34 protein-coding genes are annotated in these 26,190 nt (G+C 39.6%); all 34 read left to right on the top strand.

The genetic code is table 11. From position 1 onward, the window contains the following. The first annotated feature begins 166 nt into the window (after window positions 1–166). Window positions 167–451, top strand: a complete 285-nt coding sequence (locus J671_RS26200) for a hypothetical protein (protein WP_031983342.1) — start codon at window positions 167–169, stop codon at window positions 449–451. Between the two features lie 87 nt (window positions 452–538). Next, window positions 539–1,609, top strand: a complete 1,071-nt coding sequence (locus J671_RS21290) for a RelA/SpoT domain-containing protein (protein WP_031983344.1) — start codon at window positions 539–541, stop codon at window positions 1,607–1,609. Between the two features lie 46 nt (window positions 1,610–1,655). Beyond that, window positions 1,656–2,138, top strand: a complete 483-nt coding sequence (locus J671_RS21295) for a hypothetical protein (protein ID WP_031983345.1) — start codon at window positions 1,656–1,658, stop codon at window positions 2,136–2,138. 49 nt (window positions 2,139–2,187) lie between these two features. Further along, a complete protein-coding gene (locus J671_RS21300; RefSeq protein ID WP_031983346.1) occupies window positions 2,188–2,412 on the top strand; it encodes a hypothetical protein in 225 nt (74 codons plus the stop codon). Between the two features lie 44 nt (window positions 2,413–2,456). Further along, entirely contained in the window at window positions 2,457–3,110 is a 654-nt protein-coding gene (locus J671_RS21305) for a putative metallopeptidase (protein WP_031983347.1), read from the top strand. Between the two features lie 35 nt (window positions 3,111–3,145). Continuing rightward, on the top strand, window positions 3,146–3,673 hold the full coding sequence (locus J671_RS21310; RefSeq protein ID WP_031983348.1) for a DUF2280 domain-containing protein: 528 nt from the start codon (window positions 3,146–3,148) through the stop codon (window positions 3,671–3,673). Next, window positions 3,657–4,970, top strand: a complete 1,314-nt coding sequence (locus J671_RS21315; RefSeq protein WP_031983350.1) for a terminase — start codon at window positions 3,657–3,659, stop codon at window positions 4,968–4,970. Before J671_RS21310 ends, J671_RS21315 begins: the two co-directional genes overlap by 17 nt. Window positions 4,971–4,977: 7 nt before the next feature. Continuing rightward, entirely contained in the window at window positions 4,978–6,381 is a 1,404-nt protein-coding gene (locus tag J671_RS21320) for a DUF4055 domain-containing protein (protein ID WP_031983351.1), read from the top strand. Then, window positions 6,347–7,432: a minor capsid protein gene (locus J671_RS21325; RefSeq protein ID WP_031983352.1), complete on the top strand. Its 1,086-nt coding sequence runs from the start codon at window positions 6,347–6,349 to the stop codon at window positions 7,430–7,432. Before J671_RS21320 ends, J671_RS21325 begins: the two co-directional genes overlap by 35 nt. A 318-nt stretch (window positions 7,433–7,750) precedes the next feature. Further along, on the top strand, window positions 7,751–8,557 hold the full coding sequence (locus J671_RS21330; RefSeq protein WP_050675063.1) for a hypothetical protein: 807 nt from the start codon (window positions 7,751–7,753) through the stop codon (window positions 8,555–8,557). A gap of 12 nt (window positions 8,558–8,569) precedes the next feature. Further along, complete coding sequence (locus tag J671_RS21335) at window positions 8,570–9,724, top strand: coat protein (RefSeq protein ID WP_031983354.1); 1,155 nt, start codon at window positions 8,570–8,572, stop codon at window positions 9,722–9,724. Window positions 9,725–9,763: 39 nt separating this feature from the next. Further along, on the top strand, window positions 9,764–10,177 hold the full coding sequence (locus J671_RS21340) for a hypothetical protein (protein ID WP_031983355.1): 414 nt from the start codon (window positions 9,764–9,766) through the stop codon (window positions 10,175–10,177). A gap of 3 nt (window positions 10,178–10,180) precedes the next feature. Then, window positions 10,181–10,573 (top strand): hypothetical protein, encoded by a 393-nt coding sequence (locus J671_RS21345; protein WP_031983357.1) that lies wholly within the window; start codon window positions 10,181–10,183, stop codon window positions 10,571–10,573. A 2-nt stretch (window positions 10,574–10,575) separates the two neighbouring features. Continuing rightward, window positions 10,576–10,956, top strand: coding sequence for a hypothetical protein (locus tag J671_RS0104990; protein ID WP_031983359.1), 381 nt, complete (start codon window positions 10,576–10,578; stop codon window positions 10,954–10,956). Next, window positions 10,956–11,246: a hypothetical protein gene (locus tag J671_RS0104995; protein WP_031983361.1), complete on the top strand. Its 291-nt coding sequence runs from the start codon at window positions 10,956–10,958 to the stop codon at window positions 11,244–11,246. Before J671_RS0104990 ends, J671_RS0104995 begins: the two co-directional genes overlap by 1 nt. After that, complete coding sequence (locus tag J671_RS21350; RefSeq protein ID WP_002052492.1) at window positions 11,212–11,634, top strand: hypothetical protein; 423 nt, start codon at window positions 11,212–11,214, stop codon at window positions 11,632–11,634. Before J671_RS0104995 ends, J671_RS21350 begins: the two co-directional genes overlap by 35 nt. 1 nt (window position 11,635) lies before the next feature. Further along, window positions 11,636–12,034: a hypothetical protein gene (locus tag J671_RS21355; RefSeq protein ID WP_031983362.1), complete on the top strand. Its 399-nt coding sequence runs from the start codon at window positions 11,636–11,638 to the stop codon at window positions 12,032–12,034. Between the two features lie 160 nt (window positions 12,035–12,194). Continuing rightward, window positions 12,195–12,722, top strand: a complete 528-nt coding sequence (locus tag J671_RS21360; RefSeq protein ID WP_031983363.1) for a Rha family transcriptional regulator — start codon at window positions 12,195–12,197, stop codon at window positions 12,720–12,722. Further along, window positions 12,722–12,988, top strand: a complete 267-nt coding sequence (locus J671_RS21365) for a hypothetical protein (protein WP_031983364.1) — start codon at window positions 12,722–12,724, stop codon at window positions 12,986–12,988. The genes J671_RS21360 and J671_RS21365 overlap by 1 nt, the downstream gene beginning before the upstream one ends. A gap of 65 nt (window positions 12,989–13,053) precedes the next feature. Beyond that, entirely contained in the window at window positions 13,054–13,983 is a 930-nt protein-coding gene (locus tag J671_RS21370) for a phage tail tube protein (protein WP_031983366.1), read from the top strand. A 47-nt stretch (window positions 13,984–14,030) separates the two neighbouring features. Further along, the gene (locus J671_RS21375) at window positions 14,031–14,555 is read left to right on the top strand and encodes a hypothetical protein (RefSeq protein WP_031983368.1); all 525 of its coding nucleotides are present in this window, start codon (window positions 14,031–14,033) and stop codon (window positions 14,553–14,555) included. Between the two features lie 491 nt (window positions 14,556–15,046). Beyond that, window positions 15,047–15,256 carry a hypothetical protein gene (locus J671_RS21380; protein ID WP_228128884.1) on the top strand — a complete coding sequence of 70 codons (210 nt, stop codon included), beginning with the start codon at window positions 15,047–15,049 and terminating at the stop codon, window positions 15,254–15,256. Window positions 15,257–15,292: 36 nt separating this feature from the next. Then, on the top strand, window positions 15,293–15,451 hold the full coding sequence (locus J671_RS25850; protein ID WP_155765203.1) for a hypothetical protein: 159 nt from the start codon (window positions 15,293–15,295) through the stop codon (window positions 15,449–15,451). 81 nt (window positions 15,452–15,532) lie between these two features. Continuing rightward, window positions 15,533–15,874 carry a hypothetical protein gene (locus J671_RS21385; protein WP_000720515.1) on the top strand — a complete coding sequence of 114 codons (342 nt, stop codon included), beginning with the start codon at window positions 15,533–15,535 and terminating at the stop codon, window positions 15,872–15,874. Between the two features lie 3 nt (window positions 15,875–15,877). After that, window positions 15,878–16,204: a hypothetical protein gene (locus J671_RS21390; RefSeq protein WP_009499920.1), complete on the top strand. Its 327-nt coding sequence runs from the start codon at window positions 15,878–15,880 to the stop codon at window positions 16,202–16,204. 56 nt (window positions 16,205–16,260) lie between these two features. Further along, complete coding sequence (locus J671_RS21395) at window positions 16,261–17,202, top strand: hypothetical protein (RefSeq protein WP_031983369.1); 942 nt, start codon at window positions 16,261–16,263, stop codon at window positions 17,200–17,202. A gap of 58 nt (window positions 17,203–17,260) precedes the next feature. Beyond that, on the top strand, window positions 17,261–21,922 hold the full coding sequence (locus J671_RS21400; protein ID WP_228132362.1) for a tape measure protein: 4,662 nt from the start codon (window positions 17,261–17,263) through the stop codon (window positions 21,920–21,922). Window positions 21,923–22,096: 174 nt separating this feature from the next. Then, window positions 22,097–22,696, top strand: a complete 600-nt coding sequence (locus tag J671_RS21405) for a hypothetical protein (RefSeq protein WP_031983371.1) — start codon at window positions 22,097–22,099, stop codon at window positions 22,694–22,696. Window positions 22,697–22,753: 57 nt separating this feature from the next. After that, window positions 22,754–23,080, top strand: coding sequence for a hypothetical protein (locus tag J671_RS21410; RefSeq protein WP_031983373.1), 327 nt, complete (start codon window positions 22,754–22,756; stop codon window positions 23,078–23,080). A gap of 109 nt (window positions 23,081–23,189) precedes the next feature. Then, window positions 23,190–23,363 (top strand): hypothetical protein, encoded by a 174-nt coding sequence (locus J671_RS26000; protein WP_002051595.1) that lies wholly within the window; start codon window positions 23,190–23,192, stop codon window positions 23,361–23,363. A 123-nt stretch (window positions 23,364–23,486) separates the two neighbouring features. Continuing rightward, window positions 23,487–23,828 (top strand): phage tail protein, encoded by a 342-nt coding sequence (locus J671_RS21415; RefSeq protein WP_031983375.1) that lies wholly within the window; start codon window positions 23,487–23,489, stop codon window positions 23,826–23,828. Window positions 23,829–23,882: 54 nt separating this feature from the next. After that, the gene (locus tag J671_RS21420; protein ID WP_031983376.1) at window positions 23,883–25,058 is read left to right on the top strand and encodes a pyocin knob domain-containing protein; all 1,176 of its coding nucleotides are present in this window, start codon (window positions 23,883–23,885) and stop codon (window positions 25,056–25,058) included. Next, a complete protein-coding gene (locus tag J671_RS21425) occupies window positions 25,045–25,851 on the top strand; it encodes a phage minor tail protein L (RefSeq protein ID WP_031955723.1) in 807 nt (268 codons plus the stop codon). Before J671_RS21420 ends, J671_RS21425 begins: the two co-directional genes overlap by 14 nt. Window positions 25,852–25,857: 6 nt before the next feature. After that, a partial coding sequence (locus tag J671_RS21430) for a C40 family peptidase (RefSeq protein WP_212752946.1) occupies window positions 25,858–26,190 on the top strand: 333 nt, incomplete at its 3' end.

Here is a 26,190-nt window from a genome sequence, read left to right on the forward strand (position 1 = left end):
ATGGACACAATCGAAGCGAAGAAGAATTTAGATTTACTCTACAAAGATCGGTTTAATCTTGAAAATCTGAATCATCTCAATGCGACACATCAGTTCAAGCAAGACTGTAAACGTCGAATTAGAGATATTGATGTGCAGATTGCTAACATCAAACAGAACCTTAAAAATGCGTGATGCAAAGCGACTGGCTGCAATAAGAAAATTACCATGCGTTAGATGCGGCTATCCTCACTCACAAGCGGCACATTCTAATTCTGGCAAGCATGGCAAGGGTAGAGGAATAAAAGCCTCAGATGCGTTTACAGTGCCTCTCTGTCATAAGTGTCATTTCCTATTCGACACATACCAATTAGGCACGAGACAAGAATCAGAAGCTCTATTTGATGGTTGGCTAGAAAAAACAGAGCGGATGTTAAAAATAGATACAAATTCTGATAATGAATTTATGTAAAAACGAAATGTTTACATATATTTATAAAAAAATTAAAACGCCATTTTTAAACCATGGTAAACTTCAAATACACAAAAGGGGTTTACTATGGTCACAGAAACACAGTTAGTTGTGCCTGGTACAAATGTTCTAAGAAGAGCTGGCGCAACACTAATAAGCGAGTCTGCAACTCAAGCAGAGCAGTCAGAAGCATATGATGTTTTAAATAAATGGAGAGCGCTTCACTCTTACCCTATTGATGTATTTCAAAAAAATCTTAGAAGTAAATGCTCTCAACTGAAGTTTAGGGATTTCACTGTAGCTCAAAGATTAAAGCGAATGCCTTCAATCATATCTAAGTTGCAAAGAAACCCAAAAATGAATTTGGCAAGAATGCAAGATATAGGCGGCGTCAGAGTAATTTTACCAACTATACAGGATGTTCGACGCCTGCATGCAGAGCTTTTGAGTCAAAACAATAGGTTTAACCACGTCCCAGTTATTCCTTGTCATGATTATATTGAAAGCCCAAAAAATGATGGGTATAGAAGCATACATCAAGTATTCACATATAAAAGCCGAGATCATTCTGGTTTAGATGGCTTGAAGATAGAACTTCAGATCAGAACGGCATTACAGCATTCTTGGGCAACAGCGGTAGAAACTTTAGGTGTAATTGAAAATGCATCAATTAAATCAGGTTTTGGCAGTGAGGATATTAAAAAGTTTCTAAAGCTGAGTAGTGCGCTTTTTTCAATTAAAGAAGGCACTCCTGTAATTGCTGAATATGCCACATCAACACCTCAAGAATTGGCAGCACAAGCCAAAGAACTAGAGACTAGGCTTCAAATATTCACAAAACTTAAGGGGCTTCAGATATCTGCAAAGCATATTGAGTCAACCTCAAAAAGCCAGCATGCGTATCATCTTTTGATTTTGAAAAAAGAAGAAGGTGGCTGGATGGTGAACGTAATGCCATTCACTAAGGCACAAGAGGAATTAGCTAGATCTGTTTATGCCTTGATGGAGAAACAAGAAAAGAGAGAAGCGGAAGTAGATGTTGTATTAGTTTCTGTTGGTGACATGAAATCTATTAAAAAAGCTTATCCAAACTATTTTCTCGACACAAATCAGTTTATTAAAGAAATGCATCTAGCATTTAAAAGGTATCTAGATTAATTCTAAATCAAGCCACCCTCGGGTGGTTTTTTATTGCGAGGTCAAAATGGAACCTAGATTCGTCATCAAAAAACATTCTGACATCAACTATGTAATTGGGTATCTCAATACTAATCATGCAAAGGCAGCGAGTGAAGGGAAGCCATTAGTCGTATTGATTGCACCACAAGAGAAAGATCGTTCAAAAGCTCAAAACCGTTTGTACTGGATGTGGCTTAATCAGTGGGCTAAACGTCAAGGTACAGATAAAGACTATGAGCATCTGTTCTTCAAGAAGAACTTCCTAGCAAAAATCTATGATCGTGATGACGTTGGCCAATACAAAAAAACATTCAAGGCTGTAAGAGAATTAAAGGATTCTAAGCATCCTCTTTATCAAGATGTTGCAAATGGACTATGCGAGCTAATGAGCACGACAGACGCAAGTACAGCTCAATTCACTGAATACCTTAATGACATTCATGCTTTCTGTAATAAAAACGGGTGTTATTTGGAAACGCCTGATGATCTTAAGTATGTGTTGGAGTGAGCTGTTGTATTGGGCTAGTATAATGATTCCTAATAATTAGAGATTCTAAATGTATACTCAACAAGAACTTGTAAATATTGCCTCATATGGTGGTGGTTTAGAATTGGATGCTGCTAAACACACAGTCGCAGACCTAACCAATATTGCTTCTTATGCTGCCAGCAAAGGTGCACGAATTACTATCAGCCTTAAGAACAAAAAACTTAGTGCAGTAGAAATGACAAATATTGCCTCCTATGGGCAGGGCAGTGTGAGTTATAAAGATATTTACTAATCATCAAGAGCCGCCGAAAGGCGGTTTTTTAATGGGTGAGATTTATGAAAAGACCTTATCCGCCTGAACAAGATAGTCCTTATGCAGATGATGAAGACTTAATTGATAGTGGTGGTCTGCTGCATTTTGAACCCGCTAATAACGATTTATGGCCATGGATAGAAGAAACCTTTCTTTGTGAGTGGGGAAAACTTCACAATCCAGATCATGAACACCTTCTAAGCTTTCAACCTCCTGAGATTTCATTCTTATGGGCCTATGCTAAATGTGAGGCGAAAGATAAACGGGTATATGGTCAAACCGAGAAAGTGATGATCAATGTAGGAGGATGGCGTAAACAGCGCCAGGAACTGCAATTAATTAATTGGTTTGGTGATGTTCCTAAATACATAATTACATTAGATGCCCGTATTTGTCAGGTAATGAGTGATACTGACTTTTGTGCCTTGGTTGAGCACGAGCTTTATCACATAGGACATAAGAAAAATAAAGATTCTGGCGAGTTTGAATATACATCTGTAGGTGAGCCTAGATTGTATTTACGTGGACATGATGTCGAAGAGTTCCATGGTGTTGTTCAACGTTATGGCGCATCTGAAGAAGTCCAAAAAATGGTTAATCTAGCGAATGAAGGTCCAACTATATCTAGAGCCAACATTGCTCATGCATGTGGTACATGTTTATTAAAACTTGCGTAGGAGAAGTCTTTACGTAGCTATACAAAGGGGTGGTTATGGCAAAACTCACTGAACCTATGAAAATCTTTATAGTTCAAAGTCTTGCTTGTTTTGAAACACCTCAACAAGTCGCTGACGCTGTAAAGAATACTTTCAAGGTTGAGATCGAAAGAATGCAGTGCGCAAATTACGATCCAACCAAACCAACTGGCGAGAAAATGAGCCAAAAGCTAAAGGACTTGTTTTACAGAACCCGTGAAGATTTTAAAAAAAATATCGAAGATATACCGATTGCTAATAAAGCATTTCATTTTAAAGAACTGCAAAAGATGTATGACGATTGGGGTAAAAATAAAGTCATGCGCCAAAATGTGCTTAAGCAAGCACAGGGTTTGCTTCAGTCGGGTAAAAGTGCTGGTCCAAGTGGCTTGTCTGAAAAAGCACAAATTGAACTTGAAATTAAAAAGCTCGAACTTGAAGAAATTAAACGTCGGGTAAATCCACCTAAAGAGAAACCACCTGAAGAAGATTACCGCCTTGATCTAAAACCAGACGAGGGCTTGCCGAATGAACCTATCCTTTAGTCCTGAAGGTGCAGTAGAACTTACACCAAAACAGGCGAATATCTATGTTTGGGGCTGGCAACCTGAGGCGCGGTTTAGAGATGCGGTATGTGGTCGGCGTTTTGGTAAAACATTCCTAGCAAAAGCAGAGATGCGCCGGGCTGCAAGATTGGCTCAGAAGTGGAATGTTTCTGTAGAGGATGAAATCTGGTATGCAGCACCAACCTTTAAGCAGGCTAAGCGCGTATTCTGGAAAAGGTTAAAACAGGCTATTCCGCCTTCTTGGCGCTTTGGTAAACCTAACGAAACTGAATGTACTATCACTTTAAAAAGTGGTCATGTAATTCGTGTTGTGGGCTTGGACAACTATGATGACCTTCGTGGTTCTGGCTTATTTTTCCTAATCATTGATGAATGGGCCGATTGTAAATGGGCTGCTTGGGAAGAAGTACTTCGTCCAATGCTTTCTACTTGTAAATACATCGTAAATGGTGTGCAGCGAGTAGGTGGTAATGTTCTGAGAATTGGGACGCCAAAAGGTTACAACCACTGCTATGACACATGGATGGATGGACAAGATGGTCGAGAGCCTGACCATAAAAGCTGGATTTATACATCATTACAAGGCGGTAACATCCCAGAAAGCGAAATTGATGTAGCTCGTCGCAAGATGGACTCAAAGACTTTTCGGCAAGAATACGAAGCAAGTTTTGAGACTTATCAAGGTGTTATTTATTACTGCTTTGAGCGCACCTTTAACTGCACAGAAAGGATTGTAAAAGAAGGTGATGTTCTTCATGTCGGCATGGACTTTAACGTGCAGAAAATGGCGGCAGTTGTCTATGTTCGAGATGGTGAAGAGCTTTATGCAGTAGGTGAGTTTAAGGGCCTATTCGACACACCAGCGATGATTGAAGCAATTAAAGCTAAATATCAGGACCACGAAATTATCGTTTATCCAGATGCTTCTGGTGATAACCGCAAATCAAGTAATGCTAGTGAAACTGATATTGCACTACTTAAGAAAGCTGGGTTCAAGGTTCAAGTTAATAGTAGAACCCCTGCCGTGAAAGATCGTATCAACTCAATGAATGGACGGTTATGCAACACAATGGGTGAGAGACGCTTATATGTGAATCTCAAGCAGTGTCCAGAGTTTGCAAGAAGTCTTGAACGACAAATCTACGATGATCACGGTCAGCCAGACAAGAAAGCAGGGTTTGACCATCTTAATGACGCTGGCACTTATCCAGTTGCTTATATGTTCCCATTAAACAAAAAGACAGTGGGAGAAACTTCAATTTTTGGACTACTGTAGGTGAATTATGACAGTTAGTACTGTTCATCCGGATTATGCAAAGGCAATGCCGGATTGGGAATTTATGGATTATGCCTTGGGTGGGGAACGTTGTGTAAAAGAGCAGGGTGAAAAGCTTTTACCAAAGTCCCAAGGCATGATAATGGCCGAAGAGGTAGATCCAAAAAATAAATGCATATATGAGGCATTCAAGCAACGTGCAGAATATCCTGAATGGGTACGTGACTCTAAAAGAGCCATGATTGGTTTGGTATCAAAACTTGAACCAGATATTAATATTGTTGATTCTCGTCTAAAGCCATTAATTGAGCAGGCAACTACAGATGGTTTTGGGTTAAAGCAATTATTCTTGAGAGTAGTTGAAGCACAGCTATCTTATGCACGATGTGCTTTAATGCTTGATTTTGATGACACAGGAAAGCCATATATTGCTTTGTATTGGGCAAAAGACGGCATTAACTGGAAAGAAAAGACTGTTGCAGGGCGAACAGACTTGACGCTTTCAGTATTTAAAGAAGCTCACGATAATTCTGAAGATGAATTTGCTCACAATAAAGAATGCTACTACCGAGCCCTTGATATTATTGACGGCAAATACAGATCAAGATTATTTACTGATGATAATACAGTCAGTGAAGAAACATATCCGGGCTTAGGTAATAAGACACTTTCGTTTATTCCTGTTGTTTATGTTGGCAGTATGAATAATACGCCTTCAATTGACGAAATGCCTTTAATGACAATGGCTAAGGCGGCTATTAAGTATTACCAGTTAAGTGCTGAATATTTCCAAGAGTTGCATTTAACTAGTCATCCTCAACCTTGGGTTTCAGGTGTTGATGAAGATAAGCCTTTGCGTGTGACGGGTCCAATGGCTGCATGGCAATTACCGCAAGGTGGGCAATGTGGTTATCTCGAAATCCAAGGGGTGGGCATTGAGGCTAAACGCACTGCAATGCGTGACCAAAAGAACGCAGCTTTAGAGGCTGGTGCTCGTGTAATGGACATCGGTGGGGCTGAGTCAGGGGAAGCGCGCAAAGCTCGTCAAGATGACCAGTATTCGACATTGTATGGCATGGTTATTACAGCCGCTGAAGCAATTGAACAGGTCATTAAATATGGCGCACTGTGGCTAGGGCTTAGTGACAAAGATTACCGTTTCAATGTTAAGCCTGACTTTGGCTCACTAGGATTTGATGTCGATCTTGCTGAACAACTCTATGAGGCTGTATTGGGAAATAAAATCTCAATGGAAACCTATTGGGATTATATTCGTACAGGCAAGATTCCAGATATTGAATATTCCCAAGAGCTTGAGCGCATTGAAACCGAAATGACTAACAGTCCAATGACTGGATATGTTGCAGGGGTGACTAATGGCAACTCAGATGTCACAACAGGCGCTACTTGATGCTCTAGTATCACATCAAGCCTATCTTTACCGACTTTCTTCAACTGAAATCAATAATCTCTTAACGCAATTCGACTCTCTCTCGAATGAGATGATCTCGAAGTTAAGAGACTTGTTGGATGACTTGAGCGATGCTGAAAAAACGGCATTAATGGCAGGGCAATACACAACGCCAGCTTTAAAAGAAGTCAGGACGATGGTTCAGACTTGGCAGGCAAGTGTAGCGTCAGGATTACTTGAGAGCTTCACAGTAAGCGCAACAGCCTTAGCAGTATATGAAGCCACATATCAGGCTAAAACTATCGCTAATCGCAAAACAGAGCCAAACGGAAAGACGCTATTCAACAAGGCAAAGAAAACGCCTTTAGGTGGTGGGGTGCTACTAGATTCTATTTTTGCGCGAATTGCTGATGATACTCGCGTGAGGGTAGAGCAAACTATTCGAGACGGCTTGTCAAAAGGGCAGACTAATCAGCAGATTGTTCAGCGTATTAAGGGCAAGAAAGCACTTAACTATCAAGACGGTTTGCTTGATCAGAGCAGAAACCAGATTTCTACCATGGTTCGCACTGCTCGAAGTCATGTGTCCAATGTGGCTTTGAATGAAACATATCAGTCCATTGGTGTTGAGTATGTAAAGTTCATTGCAACGCTTGATAGCCGCACTTCTAAAATCTGTATGGGATATTCGGACAAGGTTTACAAGAAAGATGAACCTCATCCGGTGCCACCACTTCACCCCAACTGTAGATCAATCCTAATCCCTGTCTCTGATGATTCAGGCAAGACCATTGGGATGCGTCCATTCAACAATAAAGTGAATGGTGAAGGCGAAATCGGTGTAGTGGATTCAAATACAACTTTCAAAGGTTGGTTTGACAAACAAGATGCAGCTTTTCAAAAGTCTTGGCTTGGGCCGACAAGATACAAACTATTCAAGGAAGGTAAATACTCCTTAGATAAGTTTGTAGACCCATTAACTGGTCAACCATTCACACTTGCTGAACTCAAAAAGCTTGATGAAGAAATGTTTAAGAGGCTGGGATTATGAAAGTAATTAGTCGAGGTGTGCCGCCCGAGTTGCAGACCTATAGAGACTCATGTGGCAAGTGTTATTCAGTTATCGAATTTCAAAAGAATGAGTTGCGAGTCATGAGCGATAGAAACGAAACTATCTATGTGTTGAATTGCCCTGTATGTCGTAACGATATTTGGATTGCATCTCAAGCATTAAAGCAAGTTATTTATAGAAATATGTAAAACAACTTAATTCAAACCTTAGCAGCTTCGGCTGCTTTTTTATTGCCTGAAGCAAAGCCAAAGGCTCAAACAATTAAATCCGCAAGGCGGTATCTCTAGGAGATTTTAGATGTCTGAATTTTTAAAACGCCAATTAATGTCTTTACAAAATCAAGCTGGTGCAGATGGGGGTGAGGGTGGTTCTGGTGGGCAAGGCTCAACAACCATTAATTTTGAAGATCCTGCAATCAAAGCACAGTTAGACCAATACGTTGAACAACATGTTTCTGGACTTAAAGCTAAAAACAATGAGCTTCTTGGTAAGAATAAATCCTTATCTGATGAGTTGACCAATTTTAAAAGCCAATTTGAAGGTCTGGACATTGATGCAGTTAAAGGCTTGCTTCAAAAAGCTGGACAAGACGAAGAAACGAAATTGCTTGCTGAGGGCAAGATTGACGAGGTATTCGGAAAACGTACTGAGCGATTGAAAGCCGAACATCAAAAGTTATTTGATGCGGAAAAGGCGAGAGCTGACAAAGCGGAAGCTTATGCGAATAAGTTTAAGCAGTCTGTAGTCAAAGGTCAAATTGCTCAAGCATTTAGTGCTGCACAAGGTCTACCCGAAGCGACAGACGACATCACAGCACTCGCTTTATCTAAGTTCTCTTTGGATGAAAACGGTAATGCTGTAGCGATCGATGCAAATGGCGACGTGATCATTGGTAAAGATGGCAAAAATCCACTTACACCAAAAGAGTGGATTGAAGACATTCGGGAATCCAAACCTTACTTCTTTCCAAAACCTAATGGTGCAGGTGGGCAAGGCGGGAACAATTCAGGCGGCAAAAACACAATTAAACGTAGTGAGTTCGATGCAATGAGCCCTACAGAAAAAGCTAACTATATCCGCAAAGGCGGCAATGTAATTGATTAATGGAGCTAATAAATGGCTAACACTTTAACTGGCCTTACGGTCACTATTTTTAATGCGCTTGATGTTGTTTCTCGTGAATTAACTGGTTTTATTCCAGCAGTTTCATCTGACATGACATATAACCGCGCTGCTAAAGGTCAAACAGTAACTTCACCTGTAGCGCCTGCTGCAACTGCATCAGATATCACTCCTGGTGTTACTCCTCCAAATGATGGCGATCAAGTAATTGGCAAGGTCGATATGACCATTACTAAAGCTCGTCGTGTTCCTGTACGTTGGAATGGTGAAGAAAAGCTTGCACTTGATAATAACGGGGCATCTTACAACACAATTCTTCGCGATCAATTCGCTCAAGCTATGCGTACATTGGCAAATGAAGTTGAAGCGGATGTTGCAGGTTTAGCAATTGGCGCTTCTCGAGCAGTCGGTACAGCAGGCACTACGCCTTTTGCAACCAACTTGAAGGACAGTGCTCTAGCACTTAAAGCTCTTCAAGATAACGGTGCACCAAAAGGTGATTTGCAGTTAGTAATTGATACTACTGCGGGTGCTAACATGCGAACTCTTACGCAATTAACCAAAGCAAATGAAGCTAATGACGATTCGTTGTTACGTCGTGGTGTGCTTTTAGATGTGCATGGTTTTGCTATCCGTGAATCTGCACAGGTGGTAACTCCTGCATCTGGAACTGGTGCTAGTGCAACAACTAATGCCGCTGGTTATGCAATTGGAGCAACTTCAATCACACTTGCAAGTGCTGGTACTGGAACAATCGTTGCAGGTGATGTGATTACCTTCGCTGGTGACACTAATCAATATGTAGTTGTTGGTGGTGATACTGATGTTTCTAATGGTGGAACTATCACACTTGCAAAGCCGGGCTTGCGTAAAGCAATTCCAGCAGCTGCAACTGCAATTACTGTAGCGCCCACTTCAACTCGCAACTTGGCGTTTGCTCGATCTGCGATTGCATTGGCGACACGTATTCCTGCACTTCCAGAAGGTGGTGACTCAGCTGATGACCGTATGATCGTAACTGATCCTGTTAGCGGTTTATCTTTTGAAATCGCCATTTACCGTCAATACCGCCAAGTGCAATACGAAGTATCGCTTGCTTGGGGTTGTGCAATGGTTAAACCAGAGCATTCAATCATCTTGCTTGGTTAATGACTTGGGGCTTCGGCCCCATTCTTTTTGGAGAATAAAATGTCTAAGACAGTAAAAATTAAACCAAGCCATGAATCACAAGGCGAGTTCGTAATTATCTCTGTAGATCAATTCAATCCATCGGAACATGAGTTGATTGAAGGTGAATCACTACCAATTGATGAGAGTGAAGTCACTAATGATGCGCTTATCCCTGTAGAGCAATTTGATGAATTGGCTAACAAACTGGTTATCTCAGAAGAACAGCTTTTGACTGCAAAAGAAGAATTAATGGCTTTCAAAAATGATGTGCCAGCTATGAAAGCACGAATTGCAGAGTTGCAAGGCGATGACACTCCAGTTGGCGCAACAAATGAAAATCAGAATCCATCAACAGAAAATACTGGCGATGCACAGGCAAGCGGTCCAAAAGCGCCTGCTAAAAACAACAAGCAATCAAAAGATCAGGAATAAGTCATGATTGAATACATTACCGTGGCAGATATCGATGCAAAACTTGGTAACGATTGGGCAAGCAGCGATAGTGCAAAAGCTCGCGCGGTAATGATTACCAATGTTTGGCTAACTAATCTTAAATTACCAGACTCTACAAACAATCAGCCTTTAAAATATGCAATTCTATTGGCAGCAGTAGAGTTGATACCTGATGCAGTAAATGGAAGTCTCTATACGGAAGTTGAAACTGGTGTGTTGAGCGAGACAGTATCAGCACAATCGGGTACAAGCGTTTCTAACACATATTCAGCTACTCATAAAACATATATAGCGAGTGAAAACCTAGCCTTATCCATTCTTAAACCATGGTTAGATAAGGGATTTGGTAATGTAGTTCTATTAGTGAAGATCTAATTATGAGAACAAAAATACAATCTAAATTAGGTAAGGCTTTTAGTACAAAGCTAGCAGATGCTGTAAACACTTTCACTTGTCCCCGGAAAAAATTAGTCAGCTCCAATCCCGCCACTGGTGAAGATACTTACACCGAATACGTCTATGGTGGCAGAGGCGTCCTATTTGGGAGTTGGGCTAAAGATTTGGTGAAGCCGATAGATTACCGCGCAACAGACTCTAAGGCCGTGCTACTGCAAAATGAAGTAAAAGATGCAGCGGGTACTTTAGTTGAGCCAGATGTTAACGACATTTGGGTGATTGAAGGCGGGAATTATCGTGTTGTGAGTTACGGAAAAGATCCAGCGGACGCAACATGGATTGCTCAATTGAGGAAAGTCTAATGATTAACTTAGATGATGGGAACTTAATAAGTCAGGCTGTAAACCAAGAGGGCGTTTATCACGCTGAGGTTCGCAAATCCACTAATGACCCAAAGAAGGTGCTGTTAGATGGCGAAGAATGTAAGTATGTACTCTTTGCAGATACTAACAAAGGCTATCTTATTCGACATAAAACCACCATTAACGGTCGAGTGTTTACAGTAGGGAATGAACCAGTATTTGAGATACTGTTTGGTAAAGTTGAGGTGACTTTTAATGGGCTGGACAAGCAAACCGAGTGCCTTCACTAAAACAATTGAAGCCGATCTAACCAAAAAGCAAAAAGATATTGTGATTGATGCATTACAAGGTGTTGTTCTCCAAAGTCCAGTTGATACAGGGGCATTTAGGGCATCACACAGAGTCAGCATAAACCAGACTGACCAATCATTTAATGAAGCAGAGAAAGATAAAGGCGGTGGCTCAACCATTAGCAAAGGAACAAGTGCTTTATCTCGTCTTGTTCCTTACTCTACTGTATACATCCAAACGAATGCGCCTTATGCAACCAAAATCGAATATGGCGACTTCACTGACAAACCAGAGACACCAAAAACTACAGGTGGCTATTCAAGACAAGCGCCACAAGGTGTTTACGGTTTAACCTTTAACTATATTGCTCAGAAATACGGTGGTTAAAATGGCAATGACTTTAGATCAAGCACGACAAGCCATTATTACTAGAGCAATAGCCTTTACTGGAATTGAGCAAAATCGTATTCAATACCCTAATGGCCCATTGATTACTATTCCTGTAGATGGACTTTGGTGTGACTTAAATATTCTATGGGGCAGTTCTATCATTGCTGGTGTAGGTGATACTCCTTGCACCAGAAGAACAGGGGTTATTTCAATTAATTGCCTTGCAAGACCTCAAACTAATGAGGCTGATATAACAAAGCTCGCTGATGCTTGGTTAGCTCATTTCGAATATTACACAACTGGCCAACTAGAGATACTCCAAGGTCAAGTACAAAACCTCGGCAGTAATGGGGATTTCATTCAGTACAACATTTCAATAAATTATCGCGTCAATTAACGAATTTAACTTTTAAACGAACCTGTCCTTAGCGGCAGGGTTTTTTATGCCTGAAATTCAGGCGAACACTGGCTAGGCTGATCCCCGAAAAGCACGCTTTTCATGTTCAGTGTGCCTGCCAGTTCTTTTCTTTGAACATGAGCTAGTAAGAGGAACTCTTATGAACATGATGACAACATTGAATTTACGAGCATTGGTTACCAATAATAACGGTGAGCCAAGAACAACAAGTTATGCAGTTGCTCAAGCATTTGGAAAGAGGCATTCAGACGTTCTCCGCTCCATTAAAAATATGAAGTGCTCCACAAAGTTTCGTGAGCGCAATTTTGCGTTTACCTTAGAAAACAAGAAGATAGGAAATACAAAGCGACAAACAGGTTTTTACCAGATGACTGAGCGAGGCTTCATGTTCCTTGTAATGGGATTCAACGGTGAAAAAGCCGATGCCATTAAAGAGCAATTCATTGATGCCTTTGAGTGGATGGCTAATCAACTCAGTCAAGTTTTCCAATCAAAATGGGCTAGATATAATTCTCTAACCAATTATCACCAAGGCAGAAAAGCACAAATCAGTGGATGTGCTAGTGCAATGGGGCAGTGGAGATGGGAAAAGGAGCCGCTAGAGTCTGAAATTAAGGAATTGGAGTATCAGCTTCAACCACAGCTTGACTTTAAGGATGCCAAGTAATGGAAATCGCATATATTGTTGCTGAATGCCGTCCATCCACTGACGAAGATAATTATGCCGATATTAATATTGGTGATGATAGCTACATTTTTTGCTCAATTGAGCCTGTTATAGATACGGGTAATTGGCAGAAAAACATTCAGGCTGCAATTCTAATTGGTATCGATATTGAGCGAACTAGGCCAGAACACAAACATATAACCCTTCATGCAGAAAGCATTTTGAAACTTTGCAGGGGTATTCAAGGTAAGCCCTTAAATGCCTGAGAACACAACCAAACAACGCCCTCAATTCGAGGGCTTTTTAATGCCCGAAAATTAAGGAGAAAGCCATGTCGAGTGGTGCAAAGATCCGTCTTTACTATGCTGAAGAGCAAACCCCTGAAGTATTACCAACTACACCAGTTTGGAAAACCGTACGCCGAGTTACTGATGGCTTAACTGAAAACGTCACCACTGAATCATCAAACAGTGTGGTCGATTCGCGATTCCGTCAAGGTGGTTTTGCAACTGAAGCAGAAGTTGTGGGGAGCCTCGAGACTGAATTGTCCGTTAGTCTCTTCGATGACTTCTGGTCAGCAGTAGCAATGAACAATTGGGCCAGTGATGTCCTAAATTTTGGTGGCAATGTTCGCAAAACTTTCACTTTCGTTAAGGTTTATGAAGATGTAAACCAAGTCTTTATTTATCGTGGTGTACGCATAAATGAAGCTACGATGTCTATTGCTACTACTGGCAAAATCACAGCTACATTTGGTTTGATGGGCACTCTGTTTGAGCGTACAACTACAAACCCTGTTATTTCGCCTTTACCAGTCCCTGAATTAGTCCTTGTTTCAGCGCTTAACGTTGGTGATCTTAAAGTTAATGGTGAAACTGTGGTCGGCACTGCTTGTATGCAGTCTCTTGAATTGACTATTAACAACAACATGGAAGCAATCCGTTGTATTGGCTCTAAAAAGCTCACTGCAACGACTTATCTCGAGAAGATTGTTGATATCACCGTCAACACTCAATACATGTTCTCGGCTCAATCGGCAGCATATATCGACTTCATTAAAACCCGTGACACCATGCCGCTAGAATTCTCTATTGAAGATGATGCAGGTAATGGTTATGCATTCCAGTTCCCACAATTAGAAGTGGCTGAAGCTAATCACCCTGATGGCGGTGGAGAAGACACCATCACAGTCGACATCAACTACAACCATATTCGCGTATCGCCAGTTATTACTCGTGTGATTGCGCCAGTTACACCTTAATACTGATTTGGCAGCTTTATTGCTGCCTTCTTATTTGGAGATATAACATGGCTCTTGAAGTCAATATTCAAAGAAATAAAGACGTCAGTTTGTGGCGCGAATTTAAAGATGAAGAAGGTAATGTACTTGCTGAGTTCAAGATCCGAGGCATTGGATATAAGCCTTATCAAGTAGCTTTAGAACGTGCGAATAACCAAATCACAGCTAAAGGATTTGATGTTGCTAAAGCTTCACCCGATGACAAACTCTTTCATGAATTACTATTGGAAGCAGTTGCATGCCATTTAATTGAAGACTGGAAGGGTGTTGTATTTGTCGAAGAAGGTCCTAATGGCGAACAGTTAAAGTCCGAACCTGCATACAATGCAGAGAACGCTACGAAATTGCTTAACATGGGCGATTTAGGGGTTTCTCTCTGGTCCTTTATTCGAACTGAATCTGAAAAGATCCAAGCGGAAGCAAACCAGTATCGAGATGATGTTGTGGGAAAGTCACAACCCTCTACACCTTCGCGAGCAAGTACGCAGGGCTCACGGACCACGAAAAAAAGCAAAGAGAAGCGCTCGGTGTAAAGCTTCCTGATGCACCTGAATATTCTTATGTAGCTAATGCCATCCTGTCTGCATATAACACCATTGCACGATCTAGACGCTATGAACAAGGTGTTCCTCTGGCGTTAGATATCTCAGCAATCAATGCTTATGTGGAGCAATATGATTTGCCAGTTGAACGCTACATCTTCAATGACTGTATCTTTACGCTCGACGATATGTTTTTGGATGAGGCGCATAAGAAGGCGACGCAACGAACGACGAAAACTTAAGTACTAACTTTGGTGCATAATCTAGACTATGCGACGTGATATAGCGCACTTGATGTTACATAATACGCCTATTCTCTTGACATTCCCGTAAAGATTCCTTATTGACAGAAATGTCATTAGTGCGTACCCTTGTTCCTATAGAGACCCTGTTATCAAATGATAAGAGGGTTTTTCTGTCATAAAAATTGTATGTTTTATGACACCCATTAAATATAAGGGCGATAAAAAATGAACAAAGGTATGAAGTACTTTACAGAAGGTCTGCTAGCAGCTTTTGTATTAGCACCTCGTGTCCCAGTACATGCTGTTGAGCCTGCAAAAATGGAAGATCCGCGACCAATTGGTAATGCAGCAAAACATTGGGAAGCAGTCGGTAAAAACATGACAAAAGCTACCAACAGAATCGCATGTGACTTGCGCAGTAAACAACCTGAACTTAACTCATTATAAATACCTAATTAATGTCTCAACATCGTCGAACTAAACGTGGCATCGCAACAAAAAACGGCAATGATTACATTAATGAATAAAGGCTTGGAAACAAAGAAGCATTTTGACTCTGTTGAAGAGTCGACAACCATTGCCGATGATATGATTGAAAAAATAGCTGATAAAGTTGTTGAGCGCCTAAAAGAACAAAAATAAAAATAGGCCACATGCTTTTTTAATGACTTAATTTTAGCCATTTGTTAAATTAGGTAAACTTTATAACAAACGGTGAAATTCATGAAAAAGATAATTTTAGGGAGCATGTTAGTGGCTGTTTTTTCCACATCATTTTCACATGCTTTAGCTCCCAAAAATGGAGATGAGCCAACTTATTGTGAGCAGATTGTTTCGGTCCACGGCTTATTAACTAGAGCACAATTTGAATGTGGATATAGTGAATATAACAATGAGTTAATCTCAGATTCAGCCAAGTGTTTTCAGCATGAACTTGGTGAAGAATATGGGAAAAAAGTCCTTATGTTTGGCATGAAAGAATTTGACCGAAATGTAAAAAAAGACGGGAAGAATAAGATTTGTAATAGTTTATTAAAAGAATTTCCAGAGTATGTAAGGAAGTAACTGATGAAAAAGCTACTACCACTTGCATTTTTACTCACAGCATCATTTGTAACTCACTCAGCCGATACTAATGATAAACACTGTAGAGATGTGAATAAACTTGCTGAAAATGTCATGCTCTTTAGGCAAGAAGGGGTTTCTGTGGTTAGACAAATGGAGATGATAGAGAGTATCAAACCAAGCAGGGATTTCAAAAGGTTAATGGAGATGATGGTCGAGGAAGCCTATAAAGAACCAAAGTTTGGATCAGAAGAGTATAAGGCGGAAGCAATAACTGAATTTGCAAACAATTGGTACATTCAGTGCAAGCAAGCAAATCGAAATAAATAGAGCACTTTAAGGTGCTTTAATTGTTGAAACTAAGAAAAGTTTATAAGTAGGTTTTTATGAGAAAGATAGTTTTATTAGGTTTAATTTGCTTTCCAGTTTTTGCTATAGCGAACACTTCACAACCACTTAATTATCATGAGAAGTGCAAACTAAGAGGATTTAATTTACTTGCCTATGATGCGAATTTTAAAGAAGCATTTGATTCAAAATTAATGAAATTTGGAGTAATGAAGTCTACAGATTTTGATAAGGATGGCTGTATTAATGAAAATAATCTTATAAATGGAATTCTAACAGCCGAATTTCTTCAAAATAAAAATAAATTTGTTGGACAGCATTTAAAAAGTTTTGTTGCATTTGATTCAAAAAATAAAGAAATTCTTGTGGTTTTAGTAGATGAAGAATCGAAGAGTTATGTAATTGGAGATAAGACACCTAACTTAATTTCCGCTCTAAAATCTTCATTTGGTTCAAATGAGTACTTTCAAAAAGTAGATATTACTTCGCCGTTAACGTTCACAAACTTCAATGAGAATTATCAAGCAAATAAAGTTGAAAAAAAGTTTTCTGAAATCATTGAAAAAAGAATAGAGGAAAACAAAAAACTTTATAAGTTGGCAAATGAGAACCTTAAAAAAAAGAATTTAAAGGACTTGATTCATAAAGATACAAAATACATTGCTCAACTTAAGGATGGAGAAGGGAGACAAACTAACATTGATGTAATAACAGTATTAGATCCAAATATTAATTTACCCCTTTCAAAAAAGGGCATTTCTCAGAATTTATATTTTGTGTCAGTTTTAGAAAAGATAGGTTTAAAAAACCCCTATTCATTTAAACCAAGAAGCGCAATTGTAAAGCAAGAAGGGGCATTGCTTAAAATTGGTATTGAATATACAGCTCAAAACTCTTATGGGGCTGATGTTGTTGGATTTGCAAATAAAGTCTTATTTTTGGGAAGTGATGGTCAATATCATCCTGATCCAGAAAATTAATTTTTTCATGTAAAAGAACCCGCGAAAGCGGGTTTTTTATTGCCTAGAGGAAAGTAAGATGGCACAAGAATCCCGTTTGGTCATTGTAATTGATGCTAAAAATGCAGAGCGAAATGCACGCAATCTAGGCAATGAGCTGGATAGCATTGAGCGTAAAGGCGACTTTGCCACTAAATCAATGGATGCGTTATCTGTTGCGACACGTCAACTTGCTGGATATATGGCTGGATTGGTGACTGTAAGTGCCGCCATTTCTAAGATGGACACTTACACAGGTCTTCAGAACCGCCTCAAGTTAGTAACTAACAACCAAGTCGAGCTAAATAAGGCAACAGAAGATACCTTTCGAATTGCACAAAAAACCTATTCAGCTTGGGATTCTGTTTTACAGGTTTACCAACGGTTTAGCGACAATGCCAAAACACTAAACCTTACTATGGATGATACTGCTCGCTTAACTGAGACAGTTTCAAAAGCCGTAGCAATTAGTGGTGCAAGTGCACAAGCCGCAGATGCAGCTTTAGTTCAATTCGGGCAGGCTTTGGCAAGCGGTACATTACGTGGTGAAGAACTCAACTCAGTTATGGAGCAAACCCCAGCACTAGCAAAGGCAATTGCTAAAGGTATGGGTATTACAGTAGGTGAATTACGTTCAGTAGCTGCTGAAGGAAAAATCACTTCACAGGAAATCGTTAAAGCACTTAAAAATGTCCAAGATGAAGTTGATGCTCTTTTTGCTAAAACTGACATTACAATTGGTCAATCTTTAACTTTACTTAATAATGAAATTACTAAATTTGTAGGTGAGGCTGGTAAAGGAAGCGGAGCAGCACAGGCTTTATCAGGATCGATTCAGTTATTAGCAAATAATTTGAATTTAATTGCAGACAGTGCATTTGCCATAGGTATTGGCTTAATGACAAAAGCCGTTTTAACAAAAACGGTTGCTGTACAAGCGAGCATTGCTGCGTCAACCAAACAAGTGTTTGCCACAATTGCTGAACGTAATGCAAATATTGCAGCAGCAAAAGCTGAAGTGGAATCTGCGCTTGCCGAAGCACAAAGTACGCAGGTGACACTAACGAACATCAAAGCTACTCATGCTCAGATCATGGCCGAAATAGAACTCGAAAAAGTTCGTTTAAAAGCCCAAATCACTGAACAAGGTCGCACGGCTACCATCACACGAATGGCTCAGCTTGGACGATTACAAGCTCAAGTTGCGTTAGAGGTTGCTGCTGCGGAAACAGCACAGTCTGCAGCTTCATCTAGATTATCAGCAGCCTTAACAGCGCAATCTGTTGCTACAAGTCGTTTAGCTTTGGCAAAGTCAGCGCTTATGGCGATTTTTAGCCCAATGGGTTTAGCAATTGCAGCAACAGCCGCATCTTTCTATTTGCTAAGCAGTAGTTCGGATGAAGCAAAAGAGTCTCTTGCAACACAATCTGACTCGGTTAGTGATTTAACAGATAAGTACATAAAGTTAAATACTGTGCAAGCATTAACAGAGGGTGTGCGGTTACGCAAAGAGATTGAGCAGCAAAATGATGCAATTGATGATGCTAGTGGAGCTATCAAACGTTTTGCTTATATCCAAAAGGAATTATTTAAATTATCTGGCAGTGATTATGAAGATTATCAAAATGCCATTAAGTCTATTGCTACCGGCGCTAATGATGCAGGTGATCTCTTAAAAAAGATGATTTCATCTGGTCGTTTTAGTCAGACTCAAATTGATAAACTCATTGAGTTCTCTAGTGCAGTAGCAGAATCAAAAAATAAGATTGAGCAGGGTAATACTGCTCTAAAACTCTTAAATGCTACTTCTGGACAACATGTTGAGGTAACGGCCGAATCAATTAAGCAATTAACAATTCAAACAAACTTAACAAAAGTCGCTACTCAAAATTTCACTGACATGAAAACACAAATGCTTGATTCATTACGAGCACAAGTGGAATTCATTCGGTTAAATGGTGGTAGCGAAGAACAAGTTAAATCGTTGAATAAGGTAATTCAGGCATATTCTTTAAATCAAATTTCAGCAACTGATGCTGTGAGTAAGTTCAATAGTACAGCCAAAATTCCTGCTGAAAATATCAAGGGGTTACAGGATCATGCTACTAAAACGGATCAGTCTAAAATTGCGTTGAATCAGGCTAATGCAGAGCTAAAGAAACAGAATGACTTGCGTAATGAGTATCTAAAGCAACATCAAACTGTACTTGCTGCTCAACAAGGAGAAACAAATGAATTAAACAACCAAGTCGCTGCTCAAGAAAAGTTAAATAAGTTACGAGACAACGCCAACAAAGATATTCTGAAAAATGATTTTCTTATAAAAAACACTAAGGCATTTGGTGGTGGCGAAAAGGGTCTTGATAAGGCGCGTGCGGCATCAGAGTTTTATACCGACAATAAAATTCCGATGACTAGAAGTTTAACTAGTCAGGAAGCTGCAATTTTTGAGGCTTGGTATAAGAAGCAGAAGGAAGTCAAGGACTTACAAGAAAGCATTTCTGAGTCTACCAGAAAGCAAACGAAAGAGGTTGAAAAACAAACCAAAGAGTCTGCCAAACAAGCTGTTCTACTTGCAGGGAATAATGAGCGAGTGAGAAATATGCTTCGTGTATATCAGGCTTTCCGTAATGCTGGTTTAGGAGATAAGCAAGCTCGCGTATTAACAGCACAAGTTGGTAGAGAGAATGATTTTAGAAATGAGGCAATGTTTGGGAGCCATAAAGATGCGAATAACGGCTATACCAATACAGGATTTATATCTTGGCAAAAGGGTCGCTCAACAAAATTAATGCAAACTTTACAGGGGCAGGGCGTTTTAGATAAGAAAGGACAGATCCAACAAACGCAAGATGCGCTAGATGCGCAAGCAAAGTTTTTGTTGCAAGAGGTTATGACCAACAAAAGCTACAGCAAATCTAAAAATGCTCTGCTTAATGATGATTTAGACTATAGAAGTCTAGAAAAAATCATTGGGAAAAACTTGATTGGCTGGGATTATGAAGGCAAGAAACTAGGCAAAGAGAAAGCGTCACAGCATCTAGCCAAACAAGACTCTTACTTTAATCAACTGAATAAGATTTTAGGTGCTAGTCCTGATGCAGCCTCCAAAGCAATTGGAGATCTTTCAAAGTTTGAAGATGAAGCATATAAGGCACGTGCTAAAACTCTTGAGGAAGTTAAGCAGCTACAGGCAACATATGACTCAGAAACAGTTGCTAGAAGCAAAAAACGTGAGGAGGAAATCAACAAAGCAACCATTTTAGGTCAATCAAATTTAATCCCAAAAATCAAAGAGCGTTTTGATGCGCAAGATCAATTGGCTCAAAAACAATTTGATTTTGAAGTAAATGGCCATGAGTGGACTGAAGAAAAAAAACTTGAGTACACATATGAAACCAATTCATTACGCCTGGTTGCTGAGGGTAAATTAACAGAAGAACAGCGCAAAATTGCGATTGATTCGTTTAAGTTACAGCAGCAACAAGAATTAGGTTTGCTAAAACTTGCTCAAGAGCAACGTTTGTTTCAAGCTAAATTATTCTTGCTTTCAGAAACTGAGGCAATGCAAGAACGCTACCGATTGGAGCGAGAAGAAATTGCTAAAACAGCAAAAGATGAGGAGGAAAAACGTAAGCGACTGGCATTATCACGTGATCAAGAACGATTAGAAGCACTTGATCGTGCAGCAAAAGCTGCTCAAAACTGGGGTGGTATTCAGGCTGATATGAATGGTACCAGCGAGTTCTTCAGACAGGATCAAGAACGATCTAGCCGCCTAAGTGCCGCGACAAATCTACTTGATAGTCAGCAAGGTGTGGTTAATTTAAATAAACAAAATTCTATTGAGGCTTTAAACGCACAATTTGAGCAACAGCTTATAAGTCAGCAGGATTACGAAAACCGGAAAACAGCTATCATTCAAGCTGCTCAAGATCAACGTAATCAGATTGCTGCTGAATATGCAAAGAATGCTCAGGATATTGAAGATAAGTACCAGCAAGACCGCTTGAACACTCAAATTGCATTTGGTGGCCAAATGATGGGTTCACTTACATCAATGTTTGGTTCAATGTTTGGAGAGCAATCTAAAGCATATAAGATCATGTTCGCCGCTGATAAAGCTTATGCGATTGCAGCTGCTGGTATTGCGATTCAGCAAAGCATTGCTCAGGCAGCAAAGGTAGGTTTTCCAACAAACATTCCTTTGATTGCTAGTGCTATTGCTCAAGGTGCAAGCATCATTGCAAACATCCGGGCAATTAAAGATCAAGGTTTTGCGGACGGTGGTTATACAGGTAACGGCCTAAAACACACTCCAGCAGGGATTGTGCATAAAGGCGAAGTCGTATGGTCGCAAGAAGATATCAAACGCTGGGGTGGTGTTAGCGTTGTTGAAAGCATGCGTCAAAGCAAACCAAGTGGTTATGCGAACGGTGGCTATGTATCAAACAATCAAACGGATGCAATTGCAACAGTTAGAGAGCATAGACAATTTGATGCGATTAATTCTGGAAGAACTGAGAAGTCTCAACCTACTGTTACCATTATCAATAAAACATCAGAAAAAGTGGATGCTACCTCTGAATGGGATGGTAAGGAGTTAACAGTTATCTTAAAAGAGTATCAGAAACAAAATGAGGCAATGGTGGATGCAAAGATTGAAAAAAGATTTAGAATGTCTAAACGACAAGGGTGGTAGGTTTAAAAAAGAAGCTTTGAAAGGTTTCTTTTTTTATTTGAAGCTAGAACTTTAACGGTTCGGAAGAAATCTACTCTATTGTAGGTGGTTGCGTAAATTGTTCTTCTTAATATATTTAAGATTGATAGTTAATTAACCACTTGTTAAATTACCTCTAGAGATAGGGGTAATTTCATGAAAAAGATTATTTTATTGGGTTTTGTTTCAATTCTTGGAGGGTGTTCAGTTGCACCAATTCAATTGCCAAATAATGTATCAACTATAAGTGCTAGCTCAGCGGGGGATACATACATTGATAAAATTGATTATTCTTTTAATTCAACGAGTAAATCATTCTCCAAATTGAAACTATGTGCTGCAGAAACTTTCCAAAATGATGACATTGTTCTACATGACCAAGCTGGTAGTTTCATAGGGGCATATACGGGTAGATATTATGAAAATAATAATACACAAGTTCATCAAGGGAAGTCTGTTTTTAAATTTCTAGATGAAACTGAAAAAACATTTATTGCAAATGGCAATGTAAAAACAAAGGGGCAGCAAGTAGGCCTTATTACAGATTTTGTTAAATATGATGCAAAAATTGCTCTTAAAGAAAATAAAGTTCAATTTGTAATGAGCAATATTTTGAGAGCTCAACAAAATACAGGTACATCAAGTAACAATGGTTTTAGGCAGGTTGGGACATGGGCTGGAGCACGTGCACCTGGTGTTATTGAAGCATTAGATGGAATAGCTCATAAATATCAAAATTGCGTTCAAACTAATTAAACAAGTAGGAAATAAAAACCCCGCTCTTGGCGGGGTTTTGTTTTATAAGGAGGAAATATGAAAGCAATTCAATTTAAGAAAACAGGCCAATACACCGGTAATCATGATGAAGTAACACGTTTACTGGGCGGCACAGTAACCTATGTTGGTCAACGTGGAAGAGAGGCAAATAAGACTTATGAACGAGATGGGGAAACTTTCCCTATCCAATTCGATGATTGGCTTGTAGATATTGAAGGTGTGGTTCTTGTTTTGAGCGAGAAGCAATATCAAGCGCTTAATTCAGTAGCTTATAAACCTATAGGTTTGGGTGAAGCAATTGGTCGGCATGTCAATGAGTACTTAAGTCAACAACAGCGACAAGGCGGTTTATTATCAAAGTAACCCACTCGAATGAGTGGGTTTTTTAATTCCAAAACAAAACCCCGAGAGTTCACAGCTCTTGGGGTTTTTGTTTCCAACCCACAAACCAGACTTGAGGATCAGAACATAGATGAATTTTAACCTAAATGTACAGGTTGATAAAGTAATGAATAAACTTTCAGACAGTAAAGCATTAAGAGTATGGACTTACATTATGGTCCTTGCATTCTTAATTGGAATTTTGATCTGGCAAGCAGCGCCAATATTGACAGCAATTTCTAAGTTGATTGAGGTATTGAAATGAAAGCATGGCGCTTTGTTGCGATCCTTATCACTTTGATTATCTGTACATATCTTTGGAAAATGTAATGAAACTAAATATTTAAACCGACCCATTTAGAGGTCGGTTTTTTTATGGATTCAATTTATGAGCAACCTTAAATTCACTTTCGAATGCGACTTAGACGGAAATAGTAATACTCAGCGCTTTAATACGTTATCAAGCAAATTTGGTGATGGGTATGAACAAAACATTGCTGTAGGTATCAATAACCGATCTGGTGAATGGACTTATCAAAGAACGGCTTATAAAGCCGAAATTATGCAAATCAAAGCATTCTTCGATCAGCATAAAGGCGCTGAGTCGTTTCTATGGGATTCGCCATTAGACGGTGAGGTTCGAGTTAAAACAGGTGAATATCAACCACGCTGTTTAGGTGGTGATATTTGGCAAATCTCTACGACATTCACCCAAGTCTTTTACCCTTAATTTTTAATCTCTTTGAAGCCTCTTTTTAGAGGCTTTTTTTATGCGAGTAAGAAAATGACAATTCAAACTGTTAATCTTGGTTCAGCTCCGACTGGCGCAGGCGGCGACACATTTCGCTCAACTGGCGCAAAAATGAATGAAAACTTTACGAACTGGACACATGCAGCTAGTCGTTATGTAGGTACTGCTGCTGGGAATGTGATGGGAGTTGGTGCTTTTGGAGTTGGAAAGTCAATTCTATTAGGTAGTCAAAAATTATCAACATTGAGAGGAGGTGGTAATGCCTTTTATTGGCAAAATAATGGTAATAATATTTCAAGTGCTGGAGACTATCCAGACAACAATTCTCAGGCAATTATTAATTTAGATATTAACGATTCAGCTGATGCTTGTGCACAATTAAGCATAACACATAACTCCGATATGTATGTCAGGTCTGTAAACTGGAATGTAAATACGTTTCAGCCGTGGCGTAAAATCTTGTCATCAAAAAATACAACTGTGGATGCAAATGGTTTCATTAAGTCAGCATCACCAGTTGTTAAATTGTTTGCAGATAAAATTGAACCTAACGATGAAGCTGCTGAGCAACCCCTCTCTTTTGAGAAATTAGGCATTGGTCATTGCTTAATTAAAGGTTCATCGGGATTTGCAAAAGAAGGCTGGTGGATTGAAATTCCTACAGACACTCATGGCAATAAGATTTGTGCAGTTGAATATCAGACATTGGAAAATGGTGATCTTGAAATTAAGACCTTCAAGAAAAAGCTAAATGATGAAGGCGATATTGTTGCGAATCTTGATGCACCAATCGATATTCCGAACAATGCAAATGGTGAGCCGCGCTGGATTGATATTCGTTTAAACAGTATCAAGAAGACAATCGTCAGAAAAATTCCACGTACTGAAAAACAACCGCGTATGGTCCAGCAAGTAAAATATGCTCCGCAGCTGACTTATATCACTAAATACGAAGATTTATTTGATGATGAAGGAAAAGCTGTAATTGTGGATGGCAAGAACTATAAAAAGCCAGTAACCCACATTCAGACTGATCAAAACGGCACACCCATCCTATCAAATCAACCAGTCATTAATGAAAATGGTGAGCCAGTTTTTGAATGGGTTCAAGCAGTTGATAGTGAAGGAAATCCTGTTTTTGATGATGTGCCAGTCTTAGACAAAGATGGAAATCCAATCTATGACGAGGTGACTTATGACCCTGAATAGTGATTTCCAGAAACTATATGTAGATGGATTAATCCATTTGTATGAACTAGATGCCAGCTCACTTGGAGCTGGCATTTTACGTTTCCACGGGCATATAGCTTTTCAAGATTGGGAAAAAATTTACTCATCCATCGGATCTGAAGGATTGATCGGTGCAGATTCAGGAAGCATTGGAAAGATTTTTGACACTGGTGATCAGAAAGTATGGAACCGAAATATTATCTGGCAAGGTCAAGTTTTTGAGCCAATGGCCTTGGAAGTATCTGGGCTTGAAATGCGTTCAGATGGTAAAGCTTCAGCGCCAACTTTAAGCATGGCCAACAATATCAACGGCATTCAAAATGCTGTATCTGCTTACTGTTTGCAGTTTAAAGACTTTGCTGGTGCAAAGCTTAAAGTCATTACCACTCTTGCTAAATATCTTGATGCCGAAAACTTTACAGTGGGTAACCCAACTGCATCGAATGAATCAAAAGAGCAAATCTGGTACATCGAGCAAAAGACATCTGAAAATGCACAACAAGTGACTTTCGAGCTGTCCAATCCAATCGATTTTGAGGGTTTAAAAATCCCAGTTCGCCAAATAACTTCACTTTGTCATTGGTGCATGGTCGGGAAGTACCGGGGTGAGGAATGCGGTTACACAGGTGTAGCAATGTTCACTGATAAAGATGAGCCAACTGATAATCCGGCACTTGATCGATGCGGAGGACGTTTACGTTCTTGCCGATTGCGATTTGGTGAAAATAAACCGCTGCCATTTGGTGGTTTCCCGGCTTCAAGCTTATTGTGAGGTTTTATGAAACTGACGGCAAAACATAAAAAAGCAATCATGGCGCATGCTGATGAATGCTATCCGCTTGAATGCTGTGGTGTGATTGTTGATAAGCAATATATCGCTTGTCGCAATATTGCCGAACAATCTGATCAATTTGAAATTCATCCCGAGGATTTGGCAAGTGCTGAAGATCAAGGCGAAATCTTAGCTTATGTTCACTCTCATCCAGATGGAACAACAAAAGCTTCGGAACTTGATCTGATTCAAATTGAGTTACATCAAAAGCCGTGGGTAATTTGTTCATATCCGGATCTGGATTTTCAAGTTTATGAACCATTTGGTTATCGCGCCCCT

It is taken from the genome of Acinetobacter sp. 1130196 (assembly GCF_000588095.1).
In the GTDB taxonomy this organism is placed as follows: Bacteria; Pseudomonadota; Gammaproteobacteria; order Pseudomonadales; family Moraxellaceae; genus Acinetobacter; species Acinetobacter nosocomialis.

Bases quoted from the DNA above. Each gene is read 5' to 3' on its own strand.
- J671_RS21390 (WP_009499920.1), top strand. From the start codon at position 15,878: ATGAAAAAGCTACTACCACTTGCATTTTTACTCACAGCATCATTTGTA.
- J671_RS21400 (WP_228132362.1), top strand. From the start codon at position 17,261: ATGGCACAAGAATCCCGTTTGGTCATTGTAATTGATGCTAAAAATGCA.
- J671_RS21350 (WP_002052492.1), top strand. From the start codon at position 11,212: ATGGGCTGGACAAGCAAACCGAGTGCCTTCACTAAAACAATTGAAGCC.
- J671_RS21335 (WP_031983354.1), top strand. From the start codon at position 8,570: ATGGCTAACACTTTAACTGGCCTTACGGTCACTATTTTTAATGCGCTT.
- J671_RS21370 (WP_031983366.1), top strand. From the start codon at position 13,054: ATGTCGAGTGGTGCAAAGATCCGTCTTTACTATGCTGAAGAGCAAACC.
- J671_RS21380 (WP_228128884.1), top strand. From the start codon at position 15,047: ATGAAGTACTTTACAGAAGGTCTGCTAGCAGCTTTTGTATTAGCACCT.
- J671_RS26000 (WP_002051595.1), top strand. From the start codon at position 23,190: ATGAATTTTAACCTAAATGTACAGGTTGATAAAGTAATGAATAAACTT.
- J671_RS26200 (WP_031983342.1), top strand. From the start codon at position 167: ATGCGTGATGCAAAGCGACTGGCTGCAATAAGAAAATTACCATGCGTT.
- J671_RS21320 (WP_031983351.1), top strand. From the start codon at position 4,978: ATGACAGTTAGTACTGTTCATCCGGATTATGCAAAGGCAATGCCGGAT.
- J671_RS21315 (WP_031983350.1), top strand. From the start codon at position 3,657: ATGAACCTATCCTTTAGTCCTGAAGGTGCAGTAGAACTTACACCAAAA.
- J671_RS21325 (WP_031983352.1), top strand. From the start codon at position 6,347: ATGGCAACTCAGATGTCACAACAGGCGCTACTTGATGCTCTAGTATCA.
- J671_RS0104995 (WP_031983361.1), top strand. From the start codon at position 10,956: ATGATTAACTTAGATGATGGGAACTTAATAAGTCAGGCTGTAAACCAA.
- J671_RS21330 (WP_050675063.1), top strand. From the start codon at position 7,751: ATGTCTGAATTTTTAAAACGCCAATTAATGTCTTTACAAAATCAAGCT.
- J671_RS21310 (WP_031983348.1), top strand. From the start codon at position 3,146: ATGGCAAAACTCACTGAACCTATGAAAATCTTTATAGTTCAAAGTCTT.
- J671_RS21360 (WP_031983363.1), top strand. From the start codon at position 12,195: ATGAACATGATGACAACATTGAATTTACGAGCATTGGTTACCAATAAT.
- J671_RS21385 (WP_000720515.1), top strand. From the start codon at position 15,533: ATGAAAAAGATAATTTTAGGGAGCATGTTAGTGGCTGTTTTTTCCACA.
- J671_RS21425 (WP_031955723.1), top strand. From the start codon at position 25,045: ATGACCCTGAATAGTGATTTCCAGAAACTATATGTAGATGGATTAATC.
- J671_RS21300 (WP_031983346.1), top strand. From the start codon at position 2,188: ATGTATACTCAACAAGAACTTGTAAATATTGCCTCATATGGTGGTGGT.
- J671_RS21305 (WP_031983347.1), top strand. From the start codon at position 2,457: ATGAAAAGACCTTATCCGCCTGAACAAGATAGTCCTTATGCAGATGAT.
- J671_RS21290 (WP_031983344.1), top strand. From the start codon at position 539: ATGGTCACAGAAACACAGTTAGTTGTGCCTGGTACAAATGTTCTAAGA.
- J671_RS21355 (WP_031983362.1), top strand. From the start codon at position 11,636: ATGGCAATGACTTTAGATCAAGCACGACAAGCCATTATTACTAGAGCA.
- J671_RS21395 (WP_031983369.1), top strand. From the start codon at position 16,261: ATGAGAAAGATAGTTTTATTAGGTTTAATTTGCTTTCCAGTTTTTGCT.
- J671_RS21340 (WP_031983355.1), top strand. From the start codon at position 9,764: ATGTCTAAGACAGTAAAAATTAAACCAAGCCATGAATCACAAGGCGAG.
- J671_RS21415 (WP_031983375.1), top strand. From the start codon at position 23,487: ATGAGCAACCTTAAATTCACTTTCGAATGCGACTTAGACGGAAATAGT.
- J671_RS21295 (WP_031983345.1), top strand. From the start codon at position 1,656: ATGGAACCTAGATTCGTCATCAAAAAACATTCTGACATCAACTATGTA.
- J671_RS21420 (WP_031983376.1), top strand. From the start codon at position 23,883: ATGACAATTCAAACTGTTAATCTTGGTTCAGCTCCGACTGGCGCAGGC.
- J671_RS21410 (WP_031983373.1), top strand. From the start codon at position 22,754: ATGAAAGCAATTCAATTTAAGAAAACAGGCCAATACACCGGTAATCAT.
- J671_RS21405 (WP_031983371.1), top strand. From the start codon at position 22,097: ATGAAAAAGATTATTTTATTGGGTTTTGTTTCAATTCTTGGAGGGTGT.
- J671_RS21365 (WP_031983364.1), top strand. From the start codon at position 12,722: ATGGAAATCGCATATATTGTTGCTGAATGCCGTCCATCCACTGACGAA.
- J671_RS21375 (WP_031983368.1), top strand. From the start codon at position 14,031: ATGGCTCTTGAAGTCAATATTCAAAGAAATAAAGACGTCAGTTTGTGG.
- J671_RS21345 (WP_031983357.1), top strand. From the start codon at position 10,181: ATGATTGAATACATTACCGTGGCAGATATCGATGCAAAACTTGGTAAC.
- J671_RS0104990 (WP_031983359.1), top strand. From the start codon at position 10,576: ATGAGAACAAAAATACAATCTAAATTAGGTAAGGCTTTTAGTACAAAG.